A 19,388-nucleotide genomic window follows, 5' to 3' on the forward strand; every position below is an offset into this window, starting at 1 on the left:
GTGGAGGGTCGCCCTTGGGGGATCTGATCATCGCCCTTGAGGGCACGGCGGCGGGCGAACAATTGGCCCTGATCTTGGCCTTATGCGCGGCGCTGCTGCATGCGATTTTTGGCTCGTTGCAAAAGGGGCGGCATGACCCCCTGTTGTCACGCGGTGCGATTGATGCGGCGATGGTGGTTTTGGCAGGGCCTGTTGCCCTGTTCATCGTGCCATGGCCCGAGCCGCATATGTGGCCGATTTTTGCGGGCATGTTCATCATCCATGCAGGCTATAAATGGGCGGTGCTGTCGGCCTATCGGCGTGGCGCCTATACGGTGGTTTATCCCGTGATGCGGGGCACAGGCCCACTCTTTACTGTGATCGGGGCGGGCATCTTGTTTGGCGAGGTCTTTACCCTTGGCCAATGGATCGGGGTGGGCGTTTTGATCTCGGGGCTTTATGGGCTTGCTGCCTATAATATCGCCACGGTGACGATTGACCGCGAAACGCTGATCCCCGCCTTGGGATTTGCAGTGCTGACAGGGTTATTTGTGGCGCTTTACACCAATTATGATGCCTATGGCATTCGCGCCACCGCCGACCCTTTTACCTTTCTGGCATGGTTTTTCTTTATTGATGGCTTTGCCATGCCCGGTTTTGCTTATGTCGCGTGGCGGCGTATGGCAAACCCGCCTGCGCCCTCAGGGCTGGCTTTGCGCGGGGTCATCGGGGCCTTGGTGGCATTCGGGTCTTTCGGGTCGGTCATGTTGGCCACGCGCCTTGATCATGTGGGCGAGGCGGCCGTGCTGCGCGAGACATCCACCGTGTTTGCCGCGCTGATTGGTTGGATTTTCCTCAAGGAAACCGTTGGCCCGCGGCGTTTGGCCCTTATGGGGTTGATTGCAGCGGGCGCCGTGATAGTTGAGGCAGCAGGCTAGAAAAGGAACAGACCCATGCAAAACGGAAAACCCATCGCGCCATGGTTGAAAACCACGCTAGAGCTTGGGCCTGTTCTGGGGTTTTTCGTTCTGTATCTGTGGATCAAAGACCAGACCTTCACCATTGCGGGGGTGGAGTATTCGGGCTTCATCATGGCGACCGCGCTGTTCATCCCTGTGATTGGGGCGGCAATCGCGGCCCTTTGGTATCTGACAGGGCATATCTCACGCATGCAGATGTTCACCTTGGTGATGGTAGTGTTCTTTGGGGGGCTGACCATCTGGTTCAATGACGAGCGGTTTTTCAAGATGAAAACCACGCTTGTTTACGCAGTGTTTGCGGCCTTGTTGGGGATTGGCCTTCTGCGCGGGCAAAGCTGGCTGAAGGTGTTGATGGGTGAATTTCTTAAGATGCGGGATGAAGGTTGGATGATCATCACCCGCCGTCTGACAGCCGTTTTCGCCGCAATGGCGGTTGCCAATGAGATCGTCTGGCGCAATTTTTCGGAACAGTTTTGGGTAACCTTTGAAACCTTCGCGCTGCCCGCCTTTTTGTTCGTGGCCTTTATGGCACAAGCCAAGGTGATTGAGCGCTTCAGCGAGCCTTCGGACGAGGCTTAAACCCGCCCCGTTTGGCCTTCCCACCATCGCGCGTGGGGCGCGCAGATTTTTTGGGCGGCGCTTTGCGCAGCTTTCCCGTTTTGGGGCCAGTTTTGGCCTTCGCGTGCCCCTCAACCCGCACTTCTAGGCCCAGTTGATCCGCCAAGACGCGCGGTTTGATCTCTTCAACCTCGCCCGCTTTGAGTTCGCCCAAGCGAAACGGGCCGTAAGAGATGCGGATCAGCCGGTTTACCTCAAAACCAATCGCCTCCATCGCACGGCGAATTTCGCGGTTCTTTCCCTCGCGCAGGCCAATGGTGAGCCATGCATTGGCCCCTTGTTGGCGATCCAGTGAGACGCTCATGGGTTGAAATGTCTCGCCCTCGATGCTCAGGCCCTTGCGCAGAGGGGCAAAGGCCTCGTCATTGGGTTTTCCCTTAATGCGCACGCGATATTTGCGAAGCCATCCCGTAGAAGGCAATTCAAGTTTGCGCTTTAGGCCGCCATCATTCGTCAATAAAAGCAGACCTTCGGAATTCAGGTCGAGCCGCCCCACGGACATCACCCGTGGTAGTGTATCTGGCAAAGCGTCAAAGACGGTCTTGCGCCCCTTTTCATCCGCGGCGCTTGTGATCAGCCCCGCAGGTTTGTGATAGAGCCACAGGCGCGGGGCGGAGATCTCGGGCAGGGGGGTGTTGTCCACCTCAATGCGATCTTGCGCGGTCACATTTAGGGCAGGGCTATCGATGAATTTGCCATTCACGCTGACGCGACCCTCGGCAATCATCCGCTCTGCCTCGCGGCGCGAGGCAATCCCTGCGCGGGACAGGCGTTTGGCGATCCGCTCGCCCTGTGGTGTGCTTGTGTTCATGTGCCCTCCCTAAGGGTTTGGCTTCTGCTTGGAAAGAGGCAGAAACTGAGGCATGAAGGGAATATGAACGAATTTCACAGCCATATGCCCCGCGCGCTTGATCTGGCGCGACAGGCCGCCTTGCAGGGTGAGGTGCCTGTTGGTGCCGTGATCATCAAGGATGGCGCGGTAATCGCCGAAGCCCGCAACGAGATGCGCGCGCGTCATGACCCGACCGCCCATGCCGAGATGCTCGCCATTCGTGCCGCTTGTGCCGCATTGGGGCAGGAACGCCTTACAGGATGCGATATTTGGGTCAGTCTTGAGCCTTGCCCTGCCTGCGCAGGGGCCATTGCCGCAGCGCGCCTGTCTCGCCTTTATTATGCGGCTTCTGATCCGAAATCGGGCGGCGTGGCGCAGGGGCCATGTGTCTTTGATCACCCCCAATCGCATTGGAAGCCTGAGATATATTCCGGCATTATGGAGAATGAGGCAGCCGCACTCTTGCGCGCGTTCTTCGCAGCCAAGCGAGACGGGTGATGGCCGACAGAATATGCGCGGAGGGCCTATAAGCCGGATTCTGTCTTGCCCCTTGCGGGGCATGGATGACCATTCCTCTGGGCGATCTGTTGCCAGATCACTCTAGCTGCCAACCCGGATCGCACAGGGCAGAAGCGGCCCTGAAAGGTTGCCCTTTCCAACGATCCCTATTTGGCATTGCTCCCGGTGGGGCTTGCCGTGCCGCCCGTGTCACCACGCGCGCGGTGGGCTCTTACCCCACCGTTTCACCTTTTCCCAAGGCCGAAGTCTTGGGTAGTTTCATTTCTGTGGCGCTTTCCGTCAGATTGCTCTGCCTAGGCGTTACCTAGCACCGTTGCCTCTTGGAGTCCGGACTTTCCTCGAACATTGCTGCCCGCAGTCATCCAGCCCTCCGCGCAAGAGGCGCTTTAGGTGACGCGGCCCGCGCGGTCAATGCCAAAGCGCGCCGCCAAATCAGCCGCAACCGCGCAATCCCATCCGTCAAGCGGCGCGGCTTTTGCCAAAGCATGGGGGCGATATCTACGCCGCAGCGTGTCGCGCATGAGGTCGAGATCATCCACATGATACCCAATTTGCGCGCAATCCCTCATAAAGCGCTGCGGGTCTATCGCCAAAGCCCCGCGCGCTTTTGGCATAATGGCGAGGCCATCATGCGCAAGCCGTGCCCAATCAAATCGTGGGCCTGGGTCAATCTTTCGCCCTGCAGCCAGATCAGAATGGCCGATAACGCCTTCGGGCGGAATATCCCAACGGGCCATGATCCCGCGCAGCAGATCACCGAGGCAGGCCATTTGTGGTTCGGAAAACGGGCTAAATCCGCAATTGTCCAATTCAATTCCGATGGAGTGGGAATTTACGTCCACGATCCCGCGCCAAGCCCCCGCGCCCGCATGCCATGCCCGCATCGCCTCATCCACCAAAGCGTGGCATCCGCCGTCACGCCCAATAAGATAATGCGCCGAAACCTCGCGGGATGGGTCGCAGAGAGCGCGCGCTGCCCCCTCGCAATCCTCCATCGCGGTATAATGGATCACGATCAAAGAGGGGGTTGCCCCCTCGCGCCTTGGCCCGAAATTAGGGCTTTGGCGGGGCAGGCTCATTGGGTCGCACGCGCGGCTTGGGCCGCCGCGCGATAGGGTGCAGGGTCCCATCCGCAGGCATAGCGGTCCCCATCAGGGTCAAGCACCATTGGGTCGCGATTGGGCCCGCCGCGCGCTAAGAAATCTTCTTGCGCGAGATCATCCCCGCGATAGGCCGCACAGTTTTCCGCATGTCGCCCCCGACCCAAGGGGGAACGGGCATAAACCCGTTGCCCCATCAGATGGCTCGTTGCCAAGGCGTAATTCAACACCGATGGCCCAACCGTTTGGGGGCGCTCAGGCACAGGTTCAGGTGCCACCACTACCAATTGTTGCTGCATCCGTGCGCGCCGTTCGGCGTCTGATTCAATCGTCTCACGTGCGGACACCGCGTTGAAATCCTGTTCGTCAGAAATCCCACGGGGTGTTGCAGATGTCGGGGGTGCAGATATGGGTGCCGCAGAGGCAATGGGTGTCACAGCGACAGGTGACGTAGATGCCGCAGGCGCGGGGGCGGCGATAGCGCGCGCGCCCTGTTGTGAGACCGCCTGTCGCGCGGCGGCCTCAATGGCCGCGCGGGCGCGGGCCGTTAAAATTTGATCTTGCGTCAAAACGGGTGCTGCGGGTGCGGCAGCATTGGCCACGATCGGCGCCGTTTGCGGCGCAGTGATTGCCTGTGGCGGTGTTCGCAAGGTCTCGCGCCGTGAAGCCTCGGCGGCGAGATAGCTTTGATAATCGTTGAACCCAACCCCTTGGGCGACATCATTGGGGGCAGAGACGCATCCACTCCCCCCAATTCCTACGGCCACAAGCAATGCCCCCACGCGCAACTTGTCCCGCAAATTTGCGGAATGCCCGACCTTAAACCCCATCACTGCCTCATAAGCTTTTTGCATATTTATGCAGAAAGCTTACCACCATTTATTGGGTTTGGCTACAAATCCCGCCGCAGTTTCCAGCGCGTAGGCGGTGTTGAGCAAATCACCCTCTTCAAAGGGGCGGCCGATCAATTGCAGACCCAAGGGCAGGCCCGCACTGCTCAACCCTGTGGGCAGGGCCACACCTGGCAGGCCCGCAAGGTTCACGGTGACTGTGAACACATCGTTGAGATACATCTCAACAGGGTCAGCCACCTCTTTCCCCAACTCAAACGCCGCGGATGGTGTGGCGGGTGTGAGGATTGCATCAACGCCTGCGGCAAATACCTCGTCAAAATCGCGTTTGATCAGGCTGCGCACACGGCGCGCGCGGTTGTAATAGGCATCGTAAAACCCTGCTGATAGCACATAGGTGCCGATCATGATCCGCCGCTTCACCTCGGCACCAAAGCCTTCGGCGCGGGTTTTCTCGTAGAGTTCTGTAATGCCGTCCCCTTGGGACAGTTCCGCGCGATAGCCAAAGCGCACCCCATCATAGCGCGCAAGGTTTGATGAGGCCTCGGCTGGTGCGATCACGTAATAGGCGGGCAGGGCGTATTTTGTATGCGGCAGCGAGATGTCGCGCAGTTCCGCACCTGCATCTTTCAGCATCGCAGCGCCATCGGCCCAAAGTTTCTCAATCTCTTCAGGCATCCCATCGACCCGATATTCGCGCGGGATGCCGATGGTTTTGCCCCGAATGTCGCCCGTCAGAAGTGCCTCGAAATCGGGAACGGGCAGATCGGCGGATGTGCTGTCTTTGGGGTCATGCCCCATCATCGCGGCCCCCATGATTGCGGCGTCCCGCACCGTTTTGGTCATTGGCCCTGCTTGATCAAGGCTCGAGGCAAAGGCGACAATCCCCCAGCGCGAGCAGCGCCCATAGGTGGGTTTCAGACCTACTGTGCCCGTGAAGGCGGCAGGTTGGCGGATTGACCCGCCTGTATCCGTGCCAGTGGCCCCAAGACAGAGGTCAGCCGCAACCGCGGCGGCCGATCCCCCAGAAGACCCACCGGGTGTCAGGTTTTGATCGCTGCCGTTCGCGCGCCACGGGTTGACCGCTGGCCCGTAAACAGAGGTTTCGTTGGACGACCCCATGGCAAACTCATCCATATTGAGTTTGCCCAACATGACCGCGCCTGCATCGCGCAATTGCGCTGAGACAGTCGATTCATATTCAGGCCGAAAGCCTGACAGAATTTTTGACGCGGCTTGGCTCTCGACCCCTTCGGTGCAGAACAGGTCTTTGATCCCAATAGGAATACCGCAAAGGGCGGGCGCATCGCCCGATTTGATCCGCTGATCCGCGGCCTCGGCGCGGGCAAGCGCAAGATCGGGGGTGTTGTGGACGACGGCGCCAAGCGCGCTGCTGACCTCAATCGCGCTGAGGCAGGCATTGGTCAGTTCAACTGCTGTGGTCTCGCCACGGCGCAGGGCATCGCGCGCCTCGGCAATGGTCAATTTGTTCAGATCAGACATCACTCAACCACCTTTGGCACGGCAAAAAATCCTTCGCGCGCATCAGGCGCGTTCGACAAAACCTTGGATTGTTGATTGCCATCCGTCACCTCATCTACACGCGCCTGAAGGCGTTGTGGCGTGACCGATGTCATCGGCTCAACATCGCTGACATCCAGTTCTGAGAGTTGCTCAATAAATCCCAAGATCGCGTTGAATTCGGACGCTAGGCTTGGCAATTCGGCAGGGTCAACCTTGATGCGGGCAAGTTTCGCCACGCGGGCTGCGGTGTCGGTGTCAATTGACATCGTAATATCCCTTCTGTTCTGTCAGGCGCGGGTTTAGCGGGGCAGGGGCAGCACTGCAAGCGGCCACGCACAGAAAACCCGTTAGGTAAACCGGACACTTGGCGGGTCGTCATCAGCCTGTCACAGTGTCACGCCATAGCCATGATCCGTAGTATAGGTGCGCCAGCATGAGCGAAAATCAACACCTCCCCAGTCTGAGCGCGCTTTTCGCGGTTTTTGCGCGCATTGGGGTTTTGTCCTTTGGCGGGCCTGCTGGGCAAATCGCCTTGATGCATCGTGAGTTGGTCGAGCAGCGCAATTGGTTGAGCGAACGACAATTTCTTGCGGCACTGTCCTTCACCATGCTTTTGCCCGGGCCAGAGGCTATGCAACTGGCCACTTATGCAGGGTGGCGCTTGCGCGGCACTTTGGGTGGCTTGATCGGTGGGGGGCTTTTCGTCTTACCGGGTGCTGCGGTGATCATGGCCTTAAACGCGCTTTATGTGGGCTTTGGTCAGCTGCCGCTTATGGCGGCGCTGTTCTTGGGCATCAAGGCAGCGGTGATTGTGATTGTCATCCAAGCCTTTTTGAACCTGTCAAAGCGCGCCTTAAAGGGGGCCGTTGCCGTGTGGATTGCGGGACTGGCATTTACGGCACTGTTCGTATTTGATCTGCCCTTTCCTTCGGTGATCGCAGGGGCGGCGCTGATTGGCTATTTGGGTTGGATCACGCCAATTGCGGCGGCGGCAGACCTGCCGCAAGGGCGCCCGTCCAACAGCCTTGCTCATCTGGCGATCTGGGGCGGGTTGTGGGCCGCGCCCTTGGGGCTTTTATACCTGATAGCGCCTGAGGGGCTATTGTTGGAGGTTGCGCTTTTCTTCTCGAAACTGGCGCTTGTGACCTTTGGCGGGGCTTACGCGGTCTTGGCCTACATGGTGCAGCAAGTTGTCGGGGATTTTGGATGGCTCACCACAGGGCAGATGATGGATGCTTTGGGCTTGGCTGAAACCACGCCTGGGCCGCTGATATTGGTGACGCAATTTGTTGGCTTCCTTACGGGGTTTGGTGCCTATGGGTGGGCAGGTGCGGTCACTGCCGCGGTTTTGACCCTTTGGGTGACGTTCATACCCTGCTTCTTGTGGATATTCCTATTCGCGCCACAAGTGGATCGCTTAGTTGCATGGCCCAAGCTAAAGGCCGCGCTTGACGGGGTTATGGCGGCGGTTGTTGGGGTTATTGCCAATTTGTCTGTGTGGTTCGCGCTGCATGTCTGGTTTGAAACGGTCACGCGCGACAACGGGCTGTGGCTGCCTGATTGGGCGAGCCTTGATTTGGCTGCCGTGATCTTGACCCTTCTCGCTGCAATCTTACTGCTGTGGCAGAAGATGGGCTTGATCCGCGTTCTTGTGATTATGGCAGGGGCGGGCGGGCTTATTTCCCCGTTTTTCGGTTGACACCTGCCGCTCCGTCAGTAAAAGCGCCCAAACAGGATTATCTCGCGCGCGGATTCTCGCGCCGATCAACGCCGTTCAAGGAGCAACGCCATGGCGAAGCCGACCACGATTAAAATCCGCCTGAACTCCACGGCGGGCACGGGCCACTTCTATGTGACCAAGAAAAACGCACGCACAATGACCGAGAAAATGACAGCGCGCAAATACGACCCAGTCGTGCGCAAGCATGTCGAATATAAAGAAGGCAAGATCAAATAAGATCTGCCTCTCTTGGGTATATATCAAAAAGCCGCGCCTGATTGCGCGGCTTTTTTATTGGCGTGATACAGCAATGAAAAAGGGCCGCACTGTTCATGCGGCCCTTCATTTTTGGATATGTGCCCTTCAGGCTTATTCGCGGTTGCCCAAGAATTGCAGCAGGAACATGAACATATTGATAAAGTCGAGATAGAGGCGCAACGCCCCCATAATTGCGGATTTGTTCAGCCATTCCTGATCGCCATCCACGGCATGGACGATATATTCTTGTTTGATGGACTGGGTGTCATAGGCAGTCAGACCTGCGAAGATCAACACGCCCAAGATGGTGATCGCGAAATGGATCGCGGGTGAGCCCAAGAAAATATTGATGATCGAGGCTACAATCAGGCCAATCACACCCATCATCAAGAATGTGCCCCAGCCGCTGAGATCCTTTTTGGTGGTATAGCCGTAAAGGCTAAGCCCCGCAAAGGCGATGGCGGTGATCAGGAAGGTCTGTGTAATGGACACGCCTGTGAACACAGCAAAGATCCACGAGATGGAGATACCCATCACGGCTGCGAAGGCATAGAAGAACAACTGTGCTGCTGCGGCAGACAAGCGGTTCACCGCCGCGCCAAAGGCAAAGACCATGATCAGCGGCGCGAACATGGCAATCCAGCCAAGGATATTGGGCTGCATCGTGATAGGGTCACGAAACAGGGCGTTCAGCGCAGGGTTGCTGCCGATTGCCCAAGCAGCGCCTGCGGTCATGACCATGCCTACGGACATGGTGCCGTAGACCTTGTTCATATGGGCGCGCAAGCCCTGATCAATCTGCGCTGCATTGGCCGAGGCCGCCGCCGAGCGCATCGTTTGATATGGTGCCATTGATCCCTCCTATAGAGATGGCTGTGACGATCAAAAAAGGGTGGCAAAGCCGACCCTTGGGGTCACAGGCGGCACTCTGCCGCCCGTCCTTGGCCTCAATATTGGCAAGAAGGGCTATTTTTTCAAGTGAAAGCTATGCAAAACACACTCAAAGGTTTGATAGTTTTTTCCTATCACGTAAGCCTGTGATAGGTATCAAAGCGTCTTTGCAATTTCGATCACCACTTTGCCCGTGGATTTGCGCGATCTAAGCGCGTCAAGTGCTGCAGGCAGGGCGTCAAACGGGTAAAGTGCACCAATATGAGGCTTGAGGCCGCCTTGTGTGTAAAGGCCAAAAACCTGCTCAAGGGAGTGTTGCAAGGCCTCTGGATTAAAGCGCAGATATCCGCCCCAATACAGGCCCATCACATCAAGATTTTTGACAAGCAGATGATTGGCGGGGATTTGCGGAATGGTACCGCTGGCAAAGCCGATGCTTAAAATCCGCCCTTCGGGCCGCATAGCGCGAAATCCGGCCTCAAATCCCGCGCCGCCAACCGCATCATAAAGCACATCAACACCGCCGAGGGCGCGCAATTGGTCGCGCAGATCGGGGGTGTCTGCGTCAATCACATGATCCGCGCCAGCGCGTTTGGCAATTTCAAGCTTGGCTTGCCCGCGCGCCACCGCGATGACCTTGGTCCCAAGGCTTGCGCCGATTTCCACCGCGGTCAGGCCGACCCCACCTGCCGCACCTAACACGGCAAGGGTTTCCCCCGCAGCCAAACGCGCACGCCGCGTCAATGCCAGATGCGAGGTGCCATAGGCGATCAAAAATCCTGCGGCCTCGGTCAAGGGCATGTGATCTGGCAGGCGCACGGCGCGCTGTGCGGGAAAGCATCCATATTCTGCCAAACCGCCTTGGCCCGCATAAACGGCCACAGGATCCCCCATCGCGTGGGTTGTCACCCCATCCCCAAGCGCATCCACCACGCCTGCCAATTCCAACCCCATTACGAAGGGCGGGGTTGGGGTATCTTGGTATTTTCCCTTAATCATAAGCAGATCGGCAAAGTTCAGACCACAGGCGCCAATGCGCACCCTGATCTCGCCTTTGTTTGGGCGTGGCATCGGAAGATCACGGATTTCTGGCGCGGTGTTAAAGGCGCTCAACTCCCATGCTTGCATGGCAAAATCCTTTCCCAATCATCCAAGCTCCTGATCTTGCACAGTTAAGACATCTCGCCAAGCCGTCAAAGCGCCGCGCGCTTTTTCGTTAGGAAAAATTCGCCTTGTGCGGTATCATGGGGCTCCGAACGCAGGTTGTGTGACCGGCTTTGGCGCGTGAATTATCGGGTCTGCCTCTCCCCTTTCTTGACCGATATTCGTTGCGCCCTATCTTGCAATCGGTGCCGCATGGGTTGAGTGATGTCTTGCGAACTCGCTTGGCTTTTGTGGTCGTTTGTTGCCAAACACCAATCGCAGTCGCAGGAGTAACCAAGTGACACATCCCGTAGACATTCATGTCGGCAAGCGCGTTCGTCATCGCCGTTGGATGGTGGGTATGACCCAGCAACAGCTCGCGGCCCATGTTGGGATTAAATTCCAACAGATCCAAAAATACGAAACTGGCATGAACCGCATCAGTGCCTCGCGCCTTTGGGATATTGCGGCAACGCTTGGCGTGCCTGTGCAGTATTTCTTTGACGGATTGGATGAAGCCAACACCACCGCCGCAAATCAGCCCGATGATCTTTTGGCGGATAAGGAAGCGTTGGATTTGATCCGCTCTTATTACGCGATCCCAGAAAATCAGCGCCGCCGTTTGTTTGATTTGGCGCGGGTTCTGTCGGACGCGGCCGCTTGACCTAGGGCGGTTTTGCGTGGCACTGCGCGGGGGCGGGGCAGAAGGCCCTGCTGCCACCAGTGAGATGCCATCATGACCGCGACCCGCAATTTGCCCAATGTGACCGATGTCGAAGCGGCCGAGCTGATTGCCTTGGCCCATGATCTGGCGGATGCTGCGCGCAAAGCGACCTTGGCCCGATTTCGTCAAGCGGGGCTTTCAACCGAAAACAAGGCCAGCGCGGGATTTGATCCCGTAACCGAAGCCGACCGCGAGGCCGAGGCAGCGATGCGCGCCTTAATCGAGGCACGCCGCCCACAAGATGCGATTTTGGGCGAGGAATTTGGCGCAAAATCGGGGCAATCGGGCCTGACATGGGTGCTAGACCCAATTGACGGGACGCGTGGATTTATGACGGGCACACCCAGTTGGGGGGTGTTGATTGCCCTGTTGAATGAGACGGGCCCAATTTTCGGCGTCATTGACCAACCCTATATCGGCGAGCGTTTTATCGGCGGTTTGGGGCAAAATTCCCTGACTGGCCCGCAAGGCGAAATGATCTTGCGGACAAGCGCGCGCAAAACTTTGGCTGAGGCGCGGCTGTTTTCGACTTTTCCAGAAATCGGCACGATCTCCGAGCGTCTCGCCTTTGAAGCGGTGCGCGATCAGGTACTTTTGACCCGTTATGGGATGGATTGCTACGCATATGGTTTGGTCGCCTTGGGCCAGGCAGATTTGGTGATTGAGGCGGGTCTGCAATCCTATGACATCGCCGCCCCGATTGCCGTGATTGAGGCGGCGGGGGGCATTGTCACCAATTGGCAAGGCGGCCCTGCCCATCAGGGGGGGCAGGTCTTGGCTGCTGCCAATCGCGATTTACATCAGGCGGCATTGGTGCTTTTGTATGAGCAATCTTGATCCTTTGTGGGGTGCGTCATGCATAAATTTCTTTCGCTTGGTCTTGTGGTTGCGGCCCTTACGGCCTGCGCGCCGAACGCGCCGCAAAACGGGCCTGATCAAGATGGCCGTCTCTCCCTGCGCCAATCCTCGGAAATCGGGCGTGTGGGCACCTATTTGGCCATCGCGCGCGCAGATGCAGGGCTGACCATTCCGCTGCGCCATTCACCGAAATTGCAAGGTGTCGCCGCCGCGCGTGCGGTTGATCTCGCCTCGGGTGGGCTTGCCCCCTTGTTGGATCGCATTGCGCAAGCGGGCTATTCTGCCTGTTTCAGTGCCGAGGCGGTGGCACGCGATGCAGCCGATTTGCGCACGGGCGTAGATCAAATGTTGGCAGATCCCGCCGCCCGCGCTGCGATCCTATCCGCAAGCCCAAGCGAGTTTGGGTTCCTGCGCAATGGGGCAGAGCAAATCTTGATCCTTGCGCGCCCCTGCTAAAAGGGTCAGGCGCGTGGGCCTAGGATACGGATCACGGTTTTCCACTGGCTGATTGCGACCCCGCACAAGATTAATCCAAGCGCCACAAAAAAGCGCAACGGCAGATCTTCTGACAGGATTAGCCAGCCAAAGAACACGGACCAGAGCGGCACTTGATAATTGACCAAGGTCATAAACACTGCGCCCGCGCTGCGGATCACCGATACCCGCAAAAGCGCGGCAAGCGCGGTGGGAAAGAGGCCAAGCACGATAATGGCCCCCCCTGAGCGAAGGCCTTGCCATTGGGGCAAACCTTCAACGATCAGCATCGCGGGCAGGATCAAAACCGCCCCAACAGCAAGGGTCGTTCCCGCAAGGCTGATGGGGTCAACCGCAGGGCAGGTGCGGGTCATCACCGAGGACACGGCGTAGGAAATGGTTGCCGCCAAACAGGCGAGGGGGGCCAATACCTCCCATCCTTGTGAGGTGCCCATCTGAAACGCCGCACCAATGTTTGGGCCCACCAAAGTCAGCGCGCCAAGAAAGCCCACTGTCACGCCAATCACGCGGCGGCGATCCATTTTTTCATCGCTAAAGACATGTGCCAAAGGCAGCACGAACAGGGGCAGCGCGGCCATGGAAATACCAGCAAAGGCCGAAGGCACATATTGCTGGCCCCACGACAGGAGTGAGAAGGGCAGCGCGGAATTGAGCGCACCAATGATCAGAATATAGGGCCATGCGGCGCGGGTGGGCAGGGGGCGGCCAAGGGCCACCATCAATCCAAGCAAGGCCAACGCCCCCAATGTGGTGCGCGCAGCCGCAACAGTGAGCGGGCCATAGCCGTCAAGCGCGATGGAGACGACCATAAATGTGCCGCCCCAGATCACGCCAAGCGCTGCGATTGAGGCCCAATTAGAGGCACTGGGACTGTCGGATATACGGATTTCGGTCATGATATTCTGTTCCTGCCAAGGCAGGTTCTGCCGCCTTCAGGGGGCATGTGCAATGGGGCGAAAGAAAAAAGGCCCGTCTTTGCGGACGGGCCTTTGATCGGTTGAGCTGCAAAGCGACTTAGTTCTTCGCTTTGTCCACCATCTTGCCTGCGGAAATCCAAGGCATCATGCCGCGCAGTTTTTCGCCCACTTCTTCGATCTGGTGTGCGTCATTGATGCGGCGTGTCCCTTTGAAGAAGGGCTGGCCCACGGTGTTTTCAGTCATGAAGTCACGAACGAATTTACCTGTCTGAATATCGGTCAGAACCTCTTTCATCCGTGCCTTGGTTTCATCGTAAGGCAGGATGCGGGGGCCCGAGACATATTCGCCATATTCGGCTGTGTTCGAGATCGAATAGTTCATGTTTGCGATGCCGCCTTCGTAGATCAGGTCAACGATCAGCTTTACCTCGTGCAAGCACTCGAAATAGGCCATCTCAGGGGCGTAGCCTGCTTCAACCAAAGTCTCAAAGCCCATGCGGATCAACTCAACCAAGCCACCGCACAACACGGCCTGTTCACCGAAGAGGTCGGTTTCGCACTCTTCCTTGAAATTGGTTTCGATGATGCCCGAACGGCCACCGCCAATGGCGGAGCAATAGGACAAGCCGATTTCCAAGGCTTTGCCGCTTGCATCATTGTGAACGGCCACAAGGCAAGGCACGCCGCCGCCTTTGGTGTATTCGCCGCGCACTGTATGGCCTGGGCCTTTGGGGGCCATCATGATCACATCAACGCCGGGCTTAGGCTCGATCAGGCCGAAATGCACGTTCAGGCCATGGGCAAAGGCAATCGCCGCGCCTTCGCGCAGATTGTCATGGACGTATTTCTTGTAGGTTTCAGCCTGCAATTCATCGGGCATGGTGAACATGATCAGGTCGCACCAAGCGGCGGCTTCTGCGATCCCCATAACCTTGAGGCCTTCGCCCTCGGCCTTCTTCGCAGAAGGGGAGCCCTCGCGCAGGGCCACAACAACATTCTTCGCCCCGCTGTCGCGGAGGTTCAGCGCATGTGCATGGCCTTGGCTTCCATAGCCCAAGATGGCAACTTTTTTGTCTTTGATTAGGTTCACATCACAATCGCGATCGTAATAGACGCGCATCGGCTTTCTCCTTGTTGGCTGCAAATTACATCTGCCGTTGGTATAAGCGCGGTTTGCTTCGAAGTGTGGATGAATATTTGATTATTTTGATCATTATATGATAAGATCATTCGCGAATATTAATTTTTGGATTATTTCATGCTCGATGATCTGGATCGCCGCATTTTGCGCCATCTACAGTCTGACCCTGACCAACCTGTGGCGCGGGTGGCCAAAGCGGCGGGTGTTCCTGTGGCGACCTGCTATAAACGGCTTGATCGCATGCAGGCGATGGGCGCGTTGCGCGGGACGCGCGCTGTTATTGATTGGCGGGCGCTTGGCTATGCGGTTCAGGTGTCGTTGCGGATCTCATTGGATAAAACAGATCCACGCGCCTTTGATGAATTTATCGCCGCCGCGCGCGCCGTGCCAGAGGTGACTGAAATTCAAACATTCTTGGGCCGTGTTGACGTGCGCCTTGAGGTGATTGCGCGCACCATGCCGCATTACCAAGAAATTTATCGCGACCGCATTCTAAGCCTGCCGCATATCGCGGATATCGAGGCCCTGATGCATGTCGCGGCAATCAAAGACAGCGAAAGCTTGCCCCTATGATTGATCTTGATCCGATTGACCGCCAAATTCTCCGCGCTTTGCAGGAGGACGCCACGCAAAAGGCCGCCGAGATCGGGCGGCGCTTTGGCTTAAGCCAACCCGCAGCATGGCGTCGCATTAAGCGCCTGTCTGATGCAGGTGTGATCACCACCCGTCGTCTTGATCTTGATGCTGAAAAGCTAGGCTTTGGCGTGACAGTGTTTCTGGGCGTGAAATTGGCCACCAAAGGGCGCGTCAGCCTTGAGGATTTCGAGCGCGCGGTGACCGCCATCCCCGAGGTGCAATTGGTGCAGCATGTTCTGGGCCTTTATGATTACAGGCTGCGCATTATTGCCCGTGATCTGCCAGATTTTGAGCGGGTGCTGCGCCGCCGTATCATGACCCTGCCTGGGGTTGGGAATGTCGAGGCGAATGTGCTGTTGTCAGAGGAACGCCGCCCTGGCCCCTTGGGGTAGGCGTGCTAAATTTCAGCCATGCCCAAAATGAAACGCAAATCAGACCTTCCTCAAAAAACCTGTGCCACCTGTGGTCGCGCCTTCGTGTGGCGGCGCAAATGGGCCAAGGATTGGGAGGAGGTGCGCTATTGCTCGGACAAATGCCGCGCGGCGCGCAAGTCGGTCAAAGCGTAATTTACCTTCCCTTGATAATTGGTCTGTTTATTTTACCAGATCGCTTGCCTCTCGTCTGATTTTTGGCTAACGCGAGGGAAGGGACGCGGGCTGCTTTTGTGCAGCATGAAGAGAGGAGACCCCGCAAATGACCAAACGTGTAGAGCGTGCAGGCCTGCAAGTGGCGCAGGTTTTGGCGGATTTCATAGAAACTCGGGCCTTGGATGGCACTGGCGTGACCGCTGATGCGTTTTGGACGGGGTTCTCCGATCTTTTGCATGGCAAGGCTGACAAGAACCGCGCCCTTTTGCAAAGGCGTGAAGATTTGCAGCGTCAGATTGATGAATGGCATATTGCACGCCGTGGTCAGCCCCATGATGGCGATGCCTATCAGGCCTTTTTGCGTGAGATCGGGTATCTCTTGCCTGAGGGGGAAGATTTCCAGATCGACACAGATCGCGTTGACCCTGAGATCGCCACAGTGGCAGGCCCGCAATTGGTGGTGCCCATCACCAATGCGCGATTTGCCTTGAACGCGGCCAATGCGCGTTGGGGCAGTTTCTATGATGCGCTTTATGGCACGGATGCTGTGGGCAACCTGCCCCCCAAAGGCGGCTATGATCGCGGCCGTGGATCGCGCGTTGTGGCGCGCGCGCGGGTTTTCCTTGATGACAGCTTCCCCATCGAGGGGGCAAGCCATGCCGATATCCGCCGCTACAGCGTGGATAAGGGGCAGTTGATGATGGATGACAAGCCCCTCGCAGATCCTGCGCAGTTCAAGGGCTATACGGGCAATGCAAAGGCGCCTGATACCATCCTTCTGCGCAACAACGGCCTGCATGTTGAATTGGTCTTTGACCGCGCCCATCCGATTGGCAGCCGTGACCAAGCCTTGCTTGCAGATATCCGTTTGGAATCTGCGGTTTCGGCTATCATGGACTGCGAAGATTCGGTGGCCTGTGTCGATGCCGAGGACAAGGTTTTGGCCTATTCCAATTGGCTTGGTTTGATGCAGGGCGATTTGGTGGAAAGCTTTGAGAAGGGCGGGCGAACCATGACCCGCCGCTTGGCCGCCGATAAAACCTTTACCGCGCCCGATGGTAGCACGTTTGACGTGAAAGGCCGCGCTTTGATGCTGGTGCGCAATGTGGGTCATTTGATGACCAACCCTGCGATTTTGCTCAAAGATGGCAGCGAGGCTTACGAGGGCATGATGGATGCGATGATCACCGCATTGATCGCCATGCATGACCTTAAGAAAGCGGATGGTCTGCGCAACAGCCATGCAGGGTCGGTCTATGTGGTGAAGCCTAAGATGCACGGGCCTGAAGAAGTTGCCTTTGCGGACGAGATTTTCACCCATGTTGAGGGCGTTTTGGGTCTGAAACCAAATACGGTCAAACTGGGTGTCATGGATGAAGAGCGCCGCACCTCGGTTAACCTCAAGGAATGTATCCGCGCGGCCAAACATCGCTTGTGCTTTATCAACACAGGCTTCCTTGATCGCACGGGGGATGAAATTCACACCTCCATGGAGGCAGGGCCATTCAGCCGCAAGGATTTCATCAAGCGCAAATCATGGATCACCGCCTATGAAAACCAGAATGTGGATATTGGTTTGGAATGCGGGTTGCGCGGTCGCGCGCAGATCGGCAAGGGGATGTGGGCCATGCCCGATGCCATGGCCGCGATGCTCGAGCAAAAGATCGAGCATCCGCGGGCGGGTGCAAATTGCGCTTGGGTTCCAAGCCCGACTGCTGCGACCCTGCACGCCACCCATTATCACCGCGTAAATGTGGCTGCGGTGCAGGAGAAACTGGCCGCAGGTGGTCGCCGTGCCTATGTGACGGGTCTGTTGGATATTCCAATGGCCAGCTATCGCCGTTGGTCGCAAGACCAGATCACCCGTGAATTGGACAATAACGCCCAAGGGATTTTGGGCTATGTTGTGCGTTGGGTGGATCAGGGTGTTGGCTGCTCGAAAGTGCCAGACATTAACAATGTGGGCCTGATGGAAGACCGCGCCACCTGCCGCATTAGCGCGCAGCATATCGCGAATTGGCTGCATCATGGTGTCGTCAGCGAGGATCAGGTCATGGCCGCCATGCGCCGTATGGCCGAGGTGGTTGATGGCCAAAATGCAGGCGACCCTGCCTATAGCCCAATGGCGCCCGGGTTTAACGGCATCGCCTTTGCGGCGGCTTGTGATCTGGTATTCAAGGGCCGTGTGCAACCCTCTGGCTATACTGAGCCAGTCTTACACGCCCGCCGCCTTGAATGGAAAGCGGCCTAACGCGACCCGATTTTATCGGTTTATCTCTGCCCCCCGTGCCTGTCTGATCGCTGGCGCGGGGGTTATTTTATCGTGGAACCCGCGCGAAAAAGGGGGGGGGCTTACCTGCCACAAGACGGGTGTCTTTACTTTCGATAGACCGCCGCGCGTCTTTTGAGGGGTCGTGATACCTCTGCGCGGCAGACCTAACCCTCCGCCCATCTACACAAAGCCCGAAAATGTCGTTGTCACTGTCAAACACTGTGTTTGAAGAGTGCAAGTCATTGATCGTCTTGCCTTTCAGCTAGAGGGGCTATCGGTGATGGAGGCGTTGAGTCTCTCGTGCGAAGAAACGGATTTGATTTTGAACTACGGCCTAGGCTCGGTCGTTTTATCAGGTCAGGCTGAGGCAGAGCTGACAGAAGACCATTTCCTCTTTGTTTGAACGTGCTATCTGAAGAGGCGGGGGCTATGGCCCCAAGATCAAGACAAGAGGGACAAGACCAAGATGATCACACTCGATCAGGCACGCACAATCATTTCTGCAACCCGCGCCAAAGGCGGCGAGATGGGGCTAAAGCCCCTTTCGGTCGTTGTTCTCGATGCAGGCGGTAATATTCAAGCCTTTGAGCGCGAGGATGGCGCAAGCCCAGGTCGGTTTGAGATTGCGCGCGCCAAGGCCTATGGCGCGGTGATGTTGGGCATGGGCGGCAAGGCGCAAATGGCGCGGGCCGAGGCGCAGGCCTATTTCGTCAATGCGGTCAACGGGGCCTTTGGGGGCCGTGTCGTGCCTGTGCCCGGTGGTGTTCTGGTCAAGCGGGATGGCGTTGTGATCGGCGCAGTTGGGGTCACGGGTGACACATCCGATAATGACAGCGATGCGGCTGTGGCGGGTATTGCCGCAGCAGGGCTTGACGCAGAACCATGAGCGCGGATGCCCCATCAGGGCGGCGCCTGATTTCCTCAGGCTCGCCCTTTGAGGCCGAGATCGGATATGGTCGGGCAGTTGTGCAAGGTGATTGGATTTTCGTGTCGGGAACCACGGGATTTGATTACAGCACCATGCAAATTGATGCCAATATCGCGGCCCAAGCCGAGCAATGCTTTGCCAATATTGACACCGCCCTGCGGGCAGGTGGTGCGTCAATCTCCGATGTGGTGCGGGTGCATTACATTGTGAACGATGCCGCCCTTTGGCCCGCGTGCTGGCCTGTCACGCAAAAATGGCTTAGCGCAGTGCGCCCTGCGGCCACAATGTTTGTGGCAGGCCTGCAAGACCCACGCATGAAGATTGAGATCGAGGTGACAGCCTATCTTGGCTCAAAATGAGGATAAATTTATCGAAAGCAGCCCCGCTAAATTCTTGCGACGAGTTGGGCGAAGGC

At 57.4% G+C, this 19,388-nt stretch carries 24 protein-coding genes and 1 other RNA gene; 15 read left to right on the plus strand and 10 right to left on the minus strand.

What is annotated here, in order from left to right; all coding sequences use genetic code 11:
- The first annotated feature begins 14 nt into the window (after nt 1-14).
- Nucleotides 15-917 carry an EamA family transporter gene (locus tag AAC622_RS02820; protein ID WP_340260201.1) on the plus strand — a complete coding sequence of 301 codons (903 nt, stop codon included), beginning with the start codon at nt 15-17 and terminating at the stop codon, nt 915-917.
- A gap of 15 nt (nt 918-932) precedes the next feature.
- Nucleotides 933-1,538 carry an inner membrane-spanning protein YciB gene (locus AAC622_RS02825; protein WP_340260203.1) on the plus strand — a complete coding sequence of 202 codons (606 nt, stop codon included), beginning with the start codon at nt 933-935 and terminating at the stop codon, nt 1,536-1,538.
- On the opposite strand, the gene AAC622_RS02830 is transcribed toward AAC622_RS02825, so the two are convergent.
- Nucleotides 1,513-2,388 (minus strand): pseudouridine synthase, encoded by an 876-nt coding sequence (locus AAC622_RS02830; RefSeq protein WP_340260205.1) that lies wholly within the window; start codon nt 2,386-2,388, stop codon nt 1,513-1,515. The genes AAC622_RS02825 and AAC622_RS02830 overlap by 26 nt on opposite strands.
- Before the next feature lie 63 nt (nt 2,389-2,451).
- Here AAC622_RS02830 and AAC622_RS02835 point away from each other — a divergent pair, with 63 nt between their 5' ends.
- Nucleotides 2,452-2,907, plus strand: coding sequence for a nucleoside deaminase (locus tag AAC622_RS02835; protein ID WP_340260207.1), 456 nt, complete (start codon nt 2,452-2,454; stop codon nt 2,905-2,907).
- Nucleotides 2,908-2,920: 13 nt separating this feature from the next.
- Here AAC622_RS02835 and rnpB read toward each other — a convergent pair.
- The 5 genes from rnpB to gatC all read right to left on the minus strand — a co-directional run bounded on the left by rnpB (nt 2,921) and on the right by gatC (nt 6,669).
- An RNA gene (rnpB, locus tag AAC622_RS02840) (RNase P RNA component class A) lies at nt 2,921-3,302 on the minus strand.
- Between the two features lie 12 nt (nt 3,303-3,314).
- Complete coding sequence (locus tag AAC622_RS02845; protein ID WP_340260209.1) at nt 3,315-4,007, minus strand: N-acetylmuramoyl-L-alanine amidase; 693 nt, start codon at nt 4,005-4,007, stop codon at nt 3,315-3,317.
- Nucleotides 4,004-4,882, minus strand: a complete 879-nt coding sequence (locus tag AAC622_RS02850) for a hypothetical protein (RefSeq protein ID WP_340260211.1) — start codon at nt 4,880-4,882, stop codon at nt 4,004-4,006. Before AAC622_RS02850 ends, AAC622_RS02845 begins: the two co-directional genes overlap by 4 nt.
- A 15-nt stretch (nt 4,883-4,897) precedes the next feature.
- The gene (gene gatA / locus AAC622_RS02855; RefSeq protein ID WP_340260213.1) at nt 4,898-6,382 is read right to left on the minus strand and encodes an Asp-tRNA(Asn)/Glu-tRNA(Gln) amidotransferase subunit GatA; all 1,485 of its coding nucleotides are present in this window, start codon (nt 6,380-6,382) and stop codon (nt 4,898-4,900) included.
- Nucleotides 6,382-6,669, minus strand: coding sequence for an Asp-tRNA(Asn)/Glu-tRNA(Gln) amidotransferase subunit GatC (gatC, locus tag AAC622_RS02860; RefSeq protein ID WP_340260215.1), 288 nt, complete (start codon nt 6,667-6,669; stop codon nt 6,382-6,384). The genes gatA and gatC overlap by 1 nt, the downstream gene beginning before the upstream one ends.
- Before the next feature lie 167 nt (nt 6,670-6,836).
- On the opposite strand from gatC, the gene chrA reads away from it, so the two are divergent.
- The gene (chrA, locus tag AAC622_RS02865) at nt 6,837-8,102 is read left to right on the plus strand and encodes a chromate efflux transporter (RefSeq protein ID WP_340260217.1); all 1,266 of its coding nucleotides are present in this window, start codon (nt 6,837-6,839) and stop codon (nt 8,100-8,102) included.
- Nucleotides 8,103-8,192: 90 nt separating this feature from the next.
- Nucleotides 8,193-8,360 (plus strand): 50S ribosomal protein L33, encoded by a 168-nt coding sequence (gene rpmG, locus AAC622_RS02870; protein ID WP_111731977.1) that lies wholly within the window; start codon nt 8,193-8,195, stop codon nt 8,358-8,360.
- 132 nt (nt 8,361-8,492) lie between these two features.
- Here the strand turns inward: rpmG and AAC622_RS02875 are convergent, their stop codons facing one another.
- Together AAC622_RS02875 and AAC622_RS02880 are read right to left on the minus strand one after the other, a co-directional pair.
- Nucleotides 8,493-9,233 (minus strand): Bax inhibitor-1/YccA family protein, encoded by a 741-nt coding sequence (locus tag AAC622_RS02875; protein ID WP_340260219.1) that lies wholly within the window; start codon nt 9,231-9,233, stop codon nt 8,493-8,495.
- A gap of 195 nt (nt 9,234-9,428) precedes the next feature.
- Entirely contained in the window at nt 9,429-10,400 is a 972-nt protein-coding gene (locus AAC622_RS02880) for an NADPH:quinone oxidoreductase family protein (protein ID WP_340260221.1), read from the minus strand.
- A gap of 313 nt (nt 10,401-10,713) precedes the next feature.
- Between AAC622_RS02880 and AAC622_RS02885 the strand changes: the two genes are divergently transcribed.
- The 3 genes from AAC622_RS02885 to AAC622_RS02895 all read left to right on the plus strand — a co-directional run bounded on the left by AAC622_RS02885 (nt 10,714) and on the right by AAC622_RS02895 (nt 12,453).
- Nucleotides 10,714-11,079: a helix-turn-helix domain-containing protein gene (locus AAC622_RS02885; protein ID WP_340260222.1), complete on the plus strand. Its 366-nt coding sequence runs from the start codon at nt 10,714-10,716 to the stop codon at nt 11,077-11,079.
- A 72-nt stretch (nt 11,080-11,151) separates the two neighbouring features.
- Nucleotides 11,152-11,976: a histidinol-phosphatase gene (gene hisN, locus AAC622_RS02890; RefSeq protein ID WP_340260223.1), complete on the plus strand. Its 825-nt coding sequence runs from the start codon at nt 11,152-11,154 to the stop codon at nt 11,974-11,976.
- Between the two features lie 18 nt (nt 11,977-11,994).
- On the plus strand, nt 11,995-12,453 hold the full coding sequence (locus tag AAC622_RS02895) for a CAP domain-containing protein (RefSeq protein WP_340260224.1): 459 nt from the start codon (nt 11,995-11,997) through the stop codon (nt 12,451-12,453).
- A gap of 5 nt (nt 12,454-12,458) precedes the next feature.
- Here the strand turns inward: AAC622_RS02895 and AAC622_RS02900 are convergent, their stop codons facing one another.
- Complete coding sequence (locus AAC622_RS02900; protein WP_340261400.1) at nt 12,459-13,373, minus strand: DMT family transporter; 915 nt, start codon at nt 13,371-13,373, stop codon at nt 12,459-12,461.
- 133 nt (nt 13,374-13,506) lie between these two features.
- Nucleotides 13,507-14,529 carry a ketol-acid reductoisomerase gene (gene ilvC, locus AAC622_RS02905; protein ID WP_317655201.1) on the minus strand — a complete coding sequence of 341 codons (1,023 nt, stop codon included), beginning with the start codon at nt 14,527-14,529 and terminating at the stop codon, nt 13,507-13,509.
- A 138-nt stretch (nt 14,530-14,667) separates the two neighbouring features.
- Between ilvC and AAC622_RS02910 the strand changes: the two genes are divergently transcribed.
- The 7 genes from AAC622_RS02910 (at nt 14,668) to AAC622_RS02940 (ending at nt 19,332) form a co-directional block, all read left to right on the plus strand.
- Entirely contained in the window at nt 14,668-15,123 is a 456-nt protein-coding gene (locus AAC622_RS02910; RefSeq protein WP_340242252.1) for an Lrp/AsnC family transcriptional regulator, read from the plus strand.
- Nucleotides 15,120-15,578, plus strand: coding sequence for an Lrp/AsnC family transcriptional regulator (locus AAC622_RS02915; protein ID WP_317655199.1), 459 nt, complete (start codon nt 15,120-15,122; stop codon nt 15,576-15,578). The genes AAC622_RS02910 and AAC622_RS02915 overlap by 4 nt, the downstream gene beginning before the upstream one ends.
- Nucleotides 15,579-15,596: 18 nt before the next feature.
- Nucleotides 15,597-15,752, plus strand: a complete 156-nt coding sequence (locus AAC622_RS02920) for a DUF2256 domain-containing protein (RefSeq protein WP_340260226.1) — start codon at nt 15,597-15,599, stop codon at nt 15,750-15,752.
- A gap of 127 nt (nt 15,753-15,879) precedes the next feature.
- The gene (locus AAC622_RS02925; RefSeq protein ID WP_340260227.1) at nt 15,880-18,024 is read left to right on the plus strand and encodes a malate synthase G; all 2,145 of its coding nucleotides are present in this window, start codon (nt 15,880-15,882) and stop codon (nt 18,022-18,024) included.
- A gap of 253 nt (nt 18,025-18,277) precedes the next feature.
- Nucleotides 18,278-18,448, plus strand: a complete 171-nt coding sequence (locus AAC622_RS02930) for a hypothetical protein (protein ID WP_340260228.1) — start codon at nt 18,278-18,280, stop codon at nt 18,446-18,448.
- A gap of 63 nt (nt 18,449-18,511) precedes the next feature.
- Nucleotides 18,512-18,931, plus strand: coding sequence for a GlcG/HbpS family heme-binding protein (locus AAC622_RS02935; protein ID WP_340242257.1), 420 nt, complete (start codon nt 18,512-18,514; stop codon nt 18,929-18,931).
- Entirely contained in the window at nt 18,928-19,332 is a 405-nt protein-coding gene (locus AAC622_RS02940) for a RidA family protein (protein ID WP_340260230.1), read from the plus strand. Before AAC622_RS02935 ends, AAC622_RS02940 begins: the two co-directional genes overlap by 4 nt.
- Nucleotides 19,333-19,388 lie beyond the last annotated feature (56 nt).

The sequence above is a fragment of the Roseobacter sp. HKCCA0882 genome, from assembly GCF_037805225.1.
In the GTDB taxonomy this organism is placed as follows: domain Bacteria; phylum Pseudomonadota; class Alphaproteobacteria; order Rhodobacterales; family Rhodobacteraceae; genus M30B80.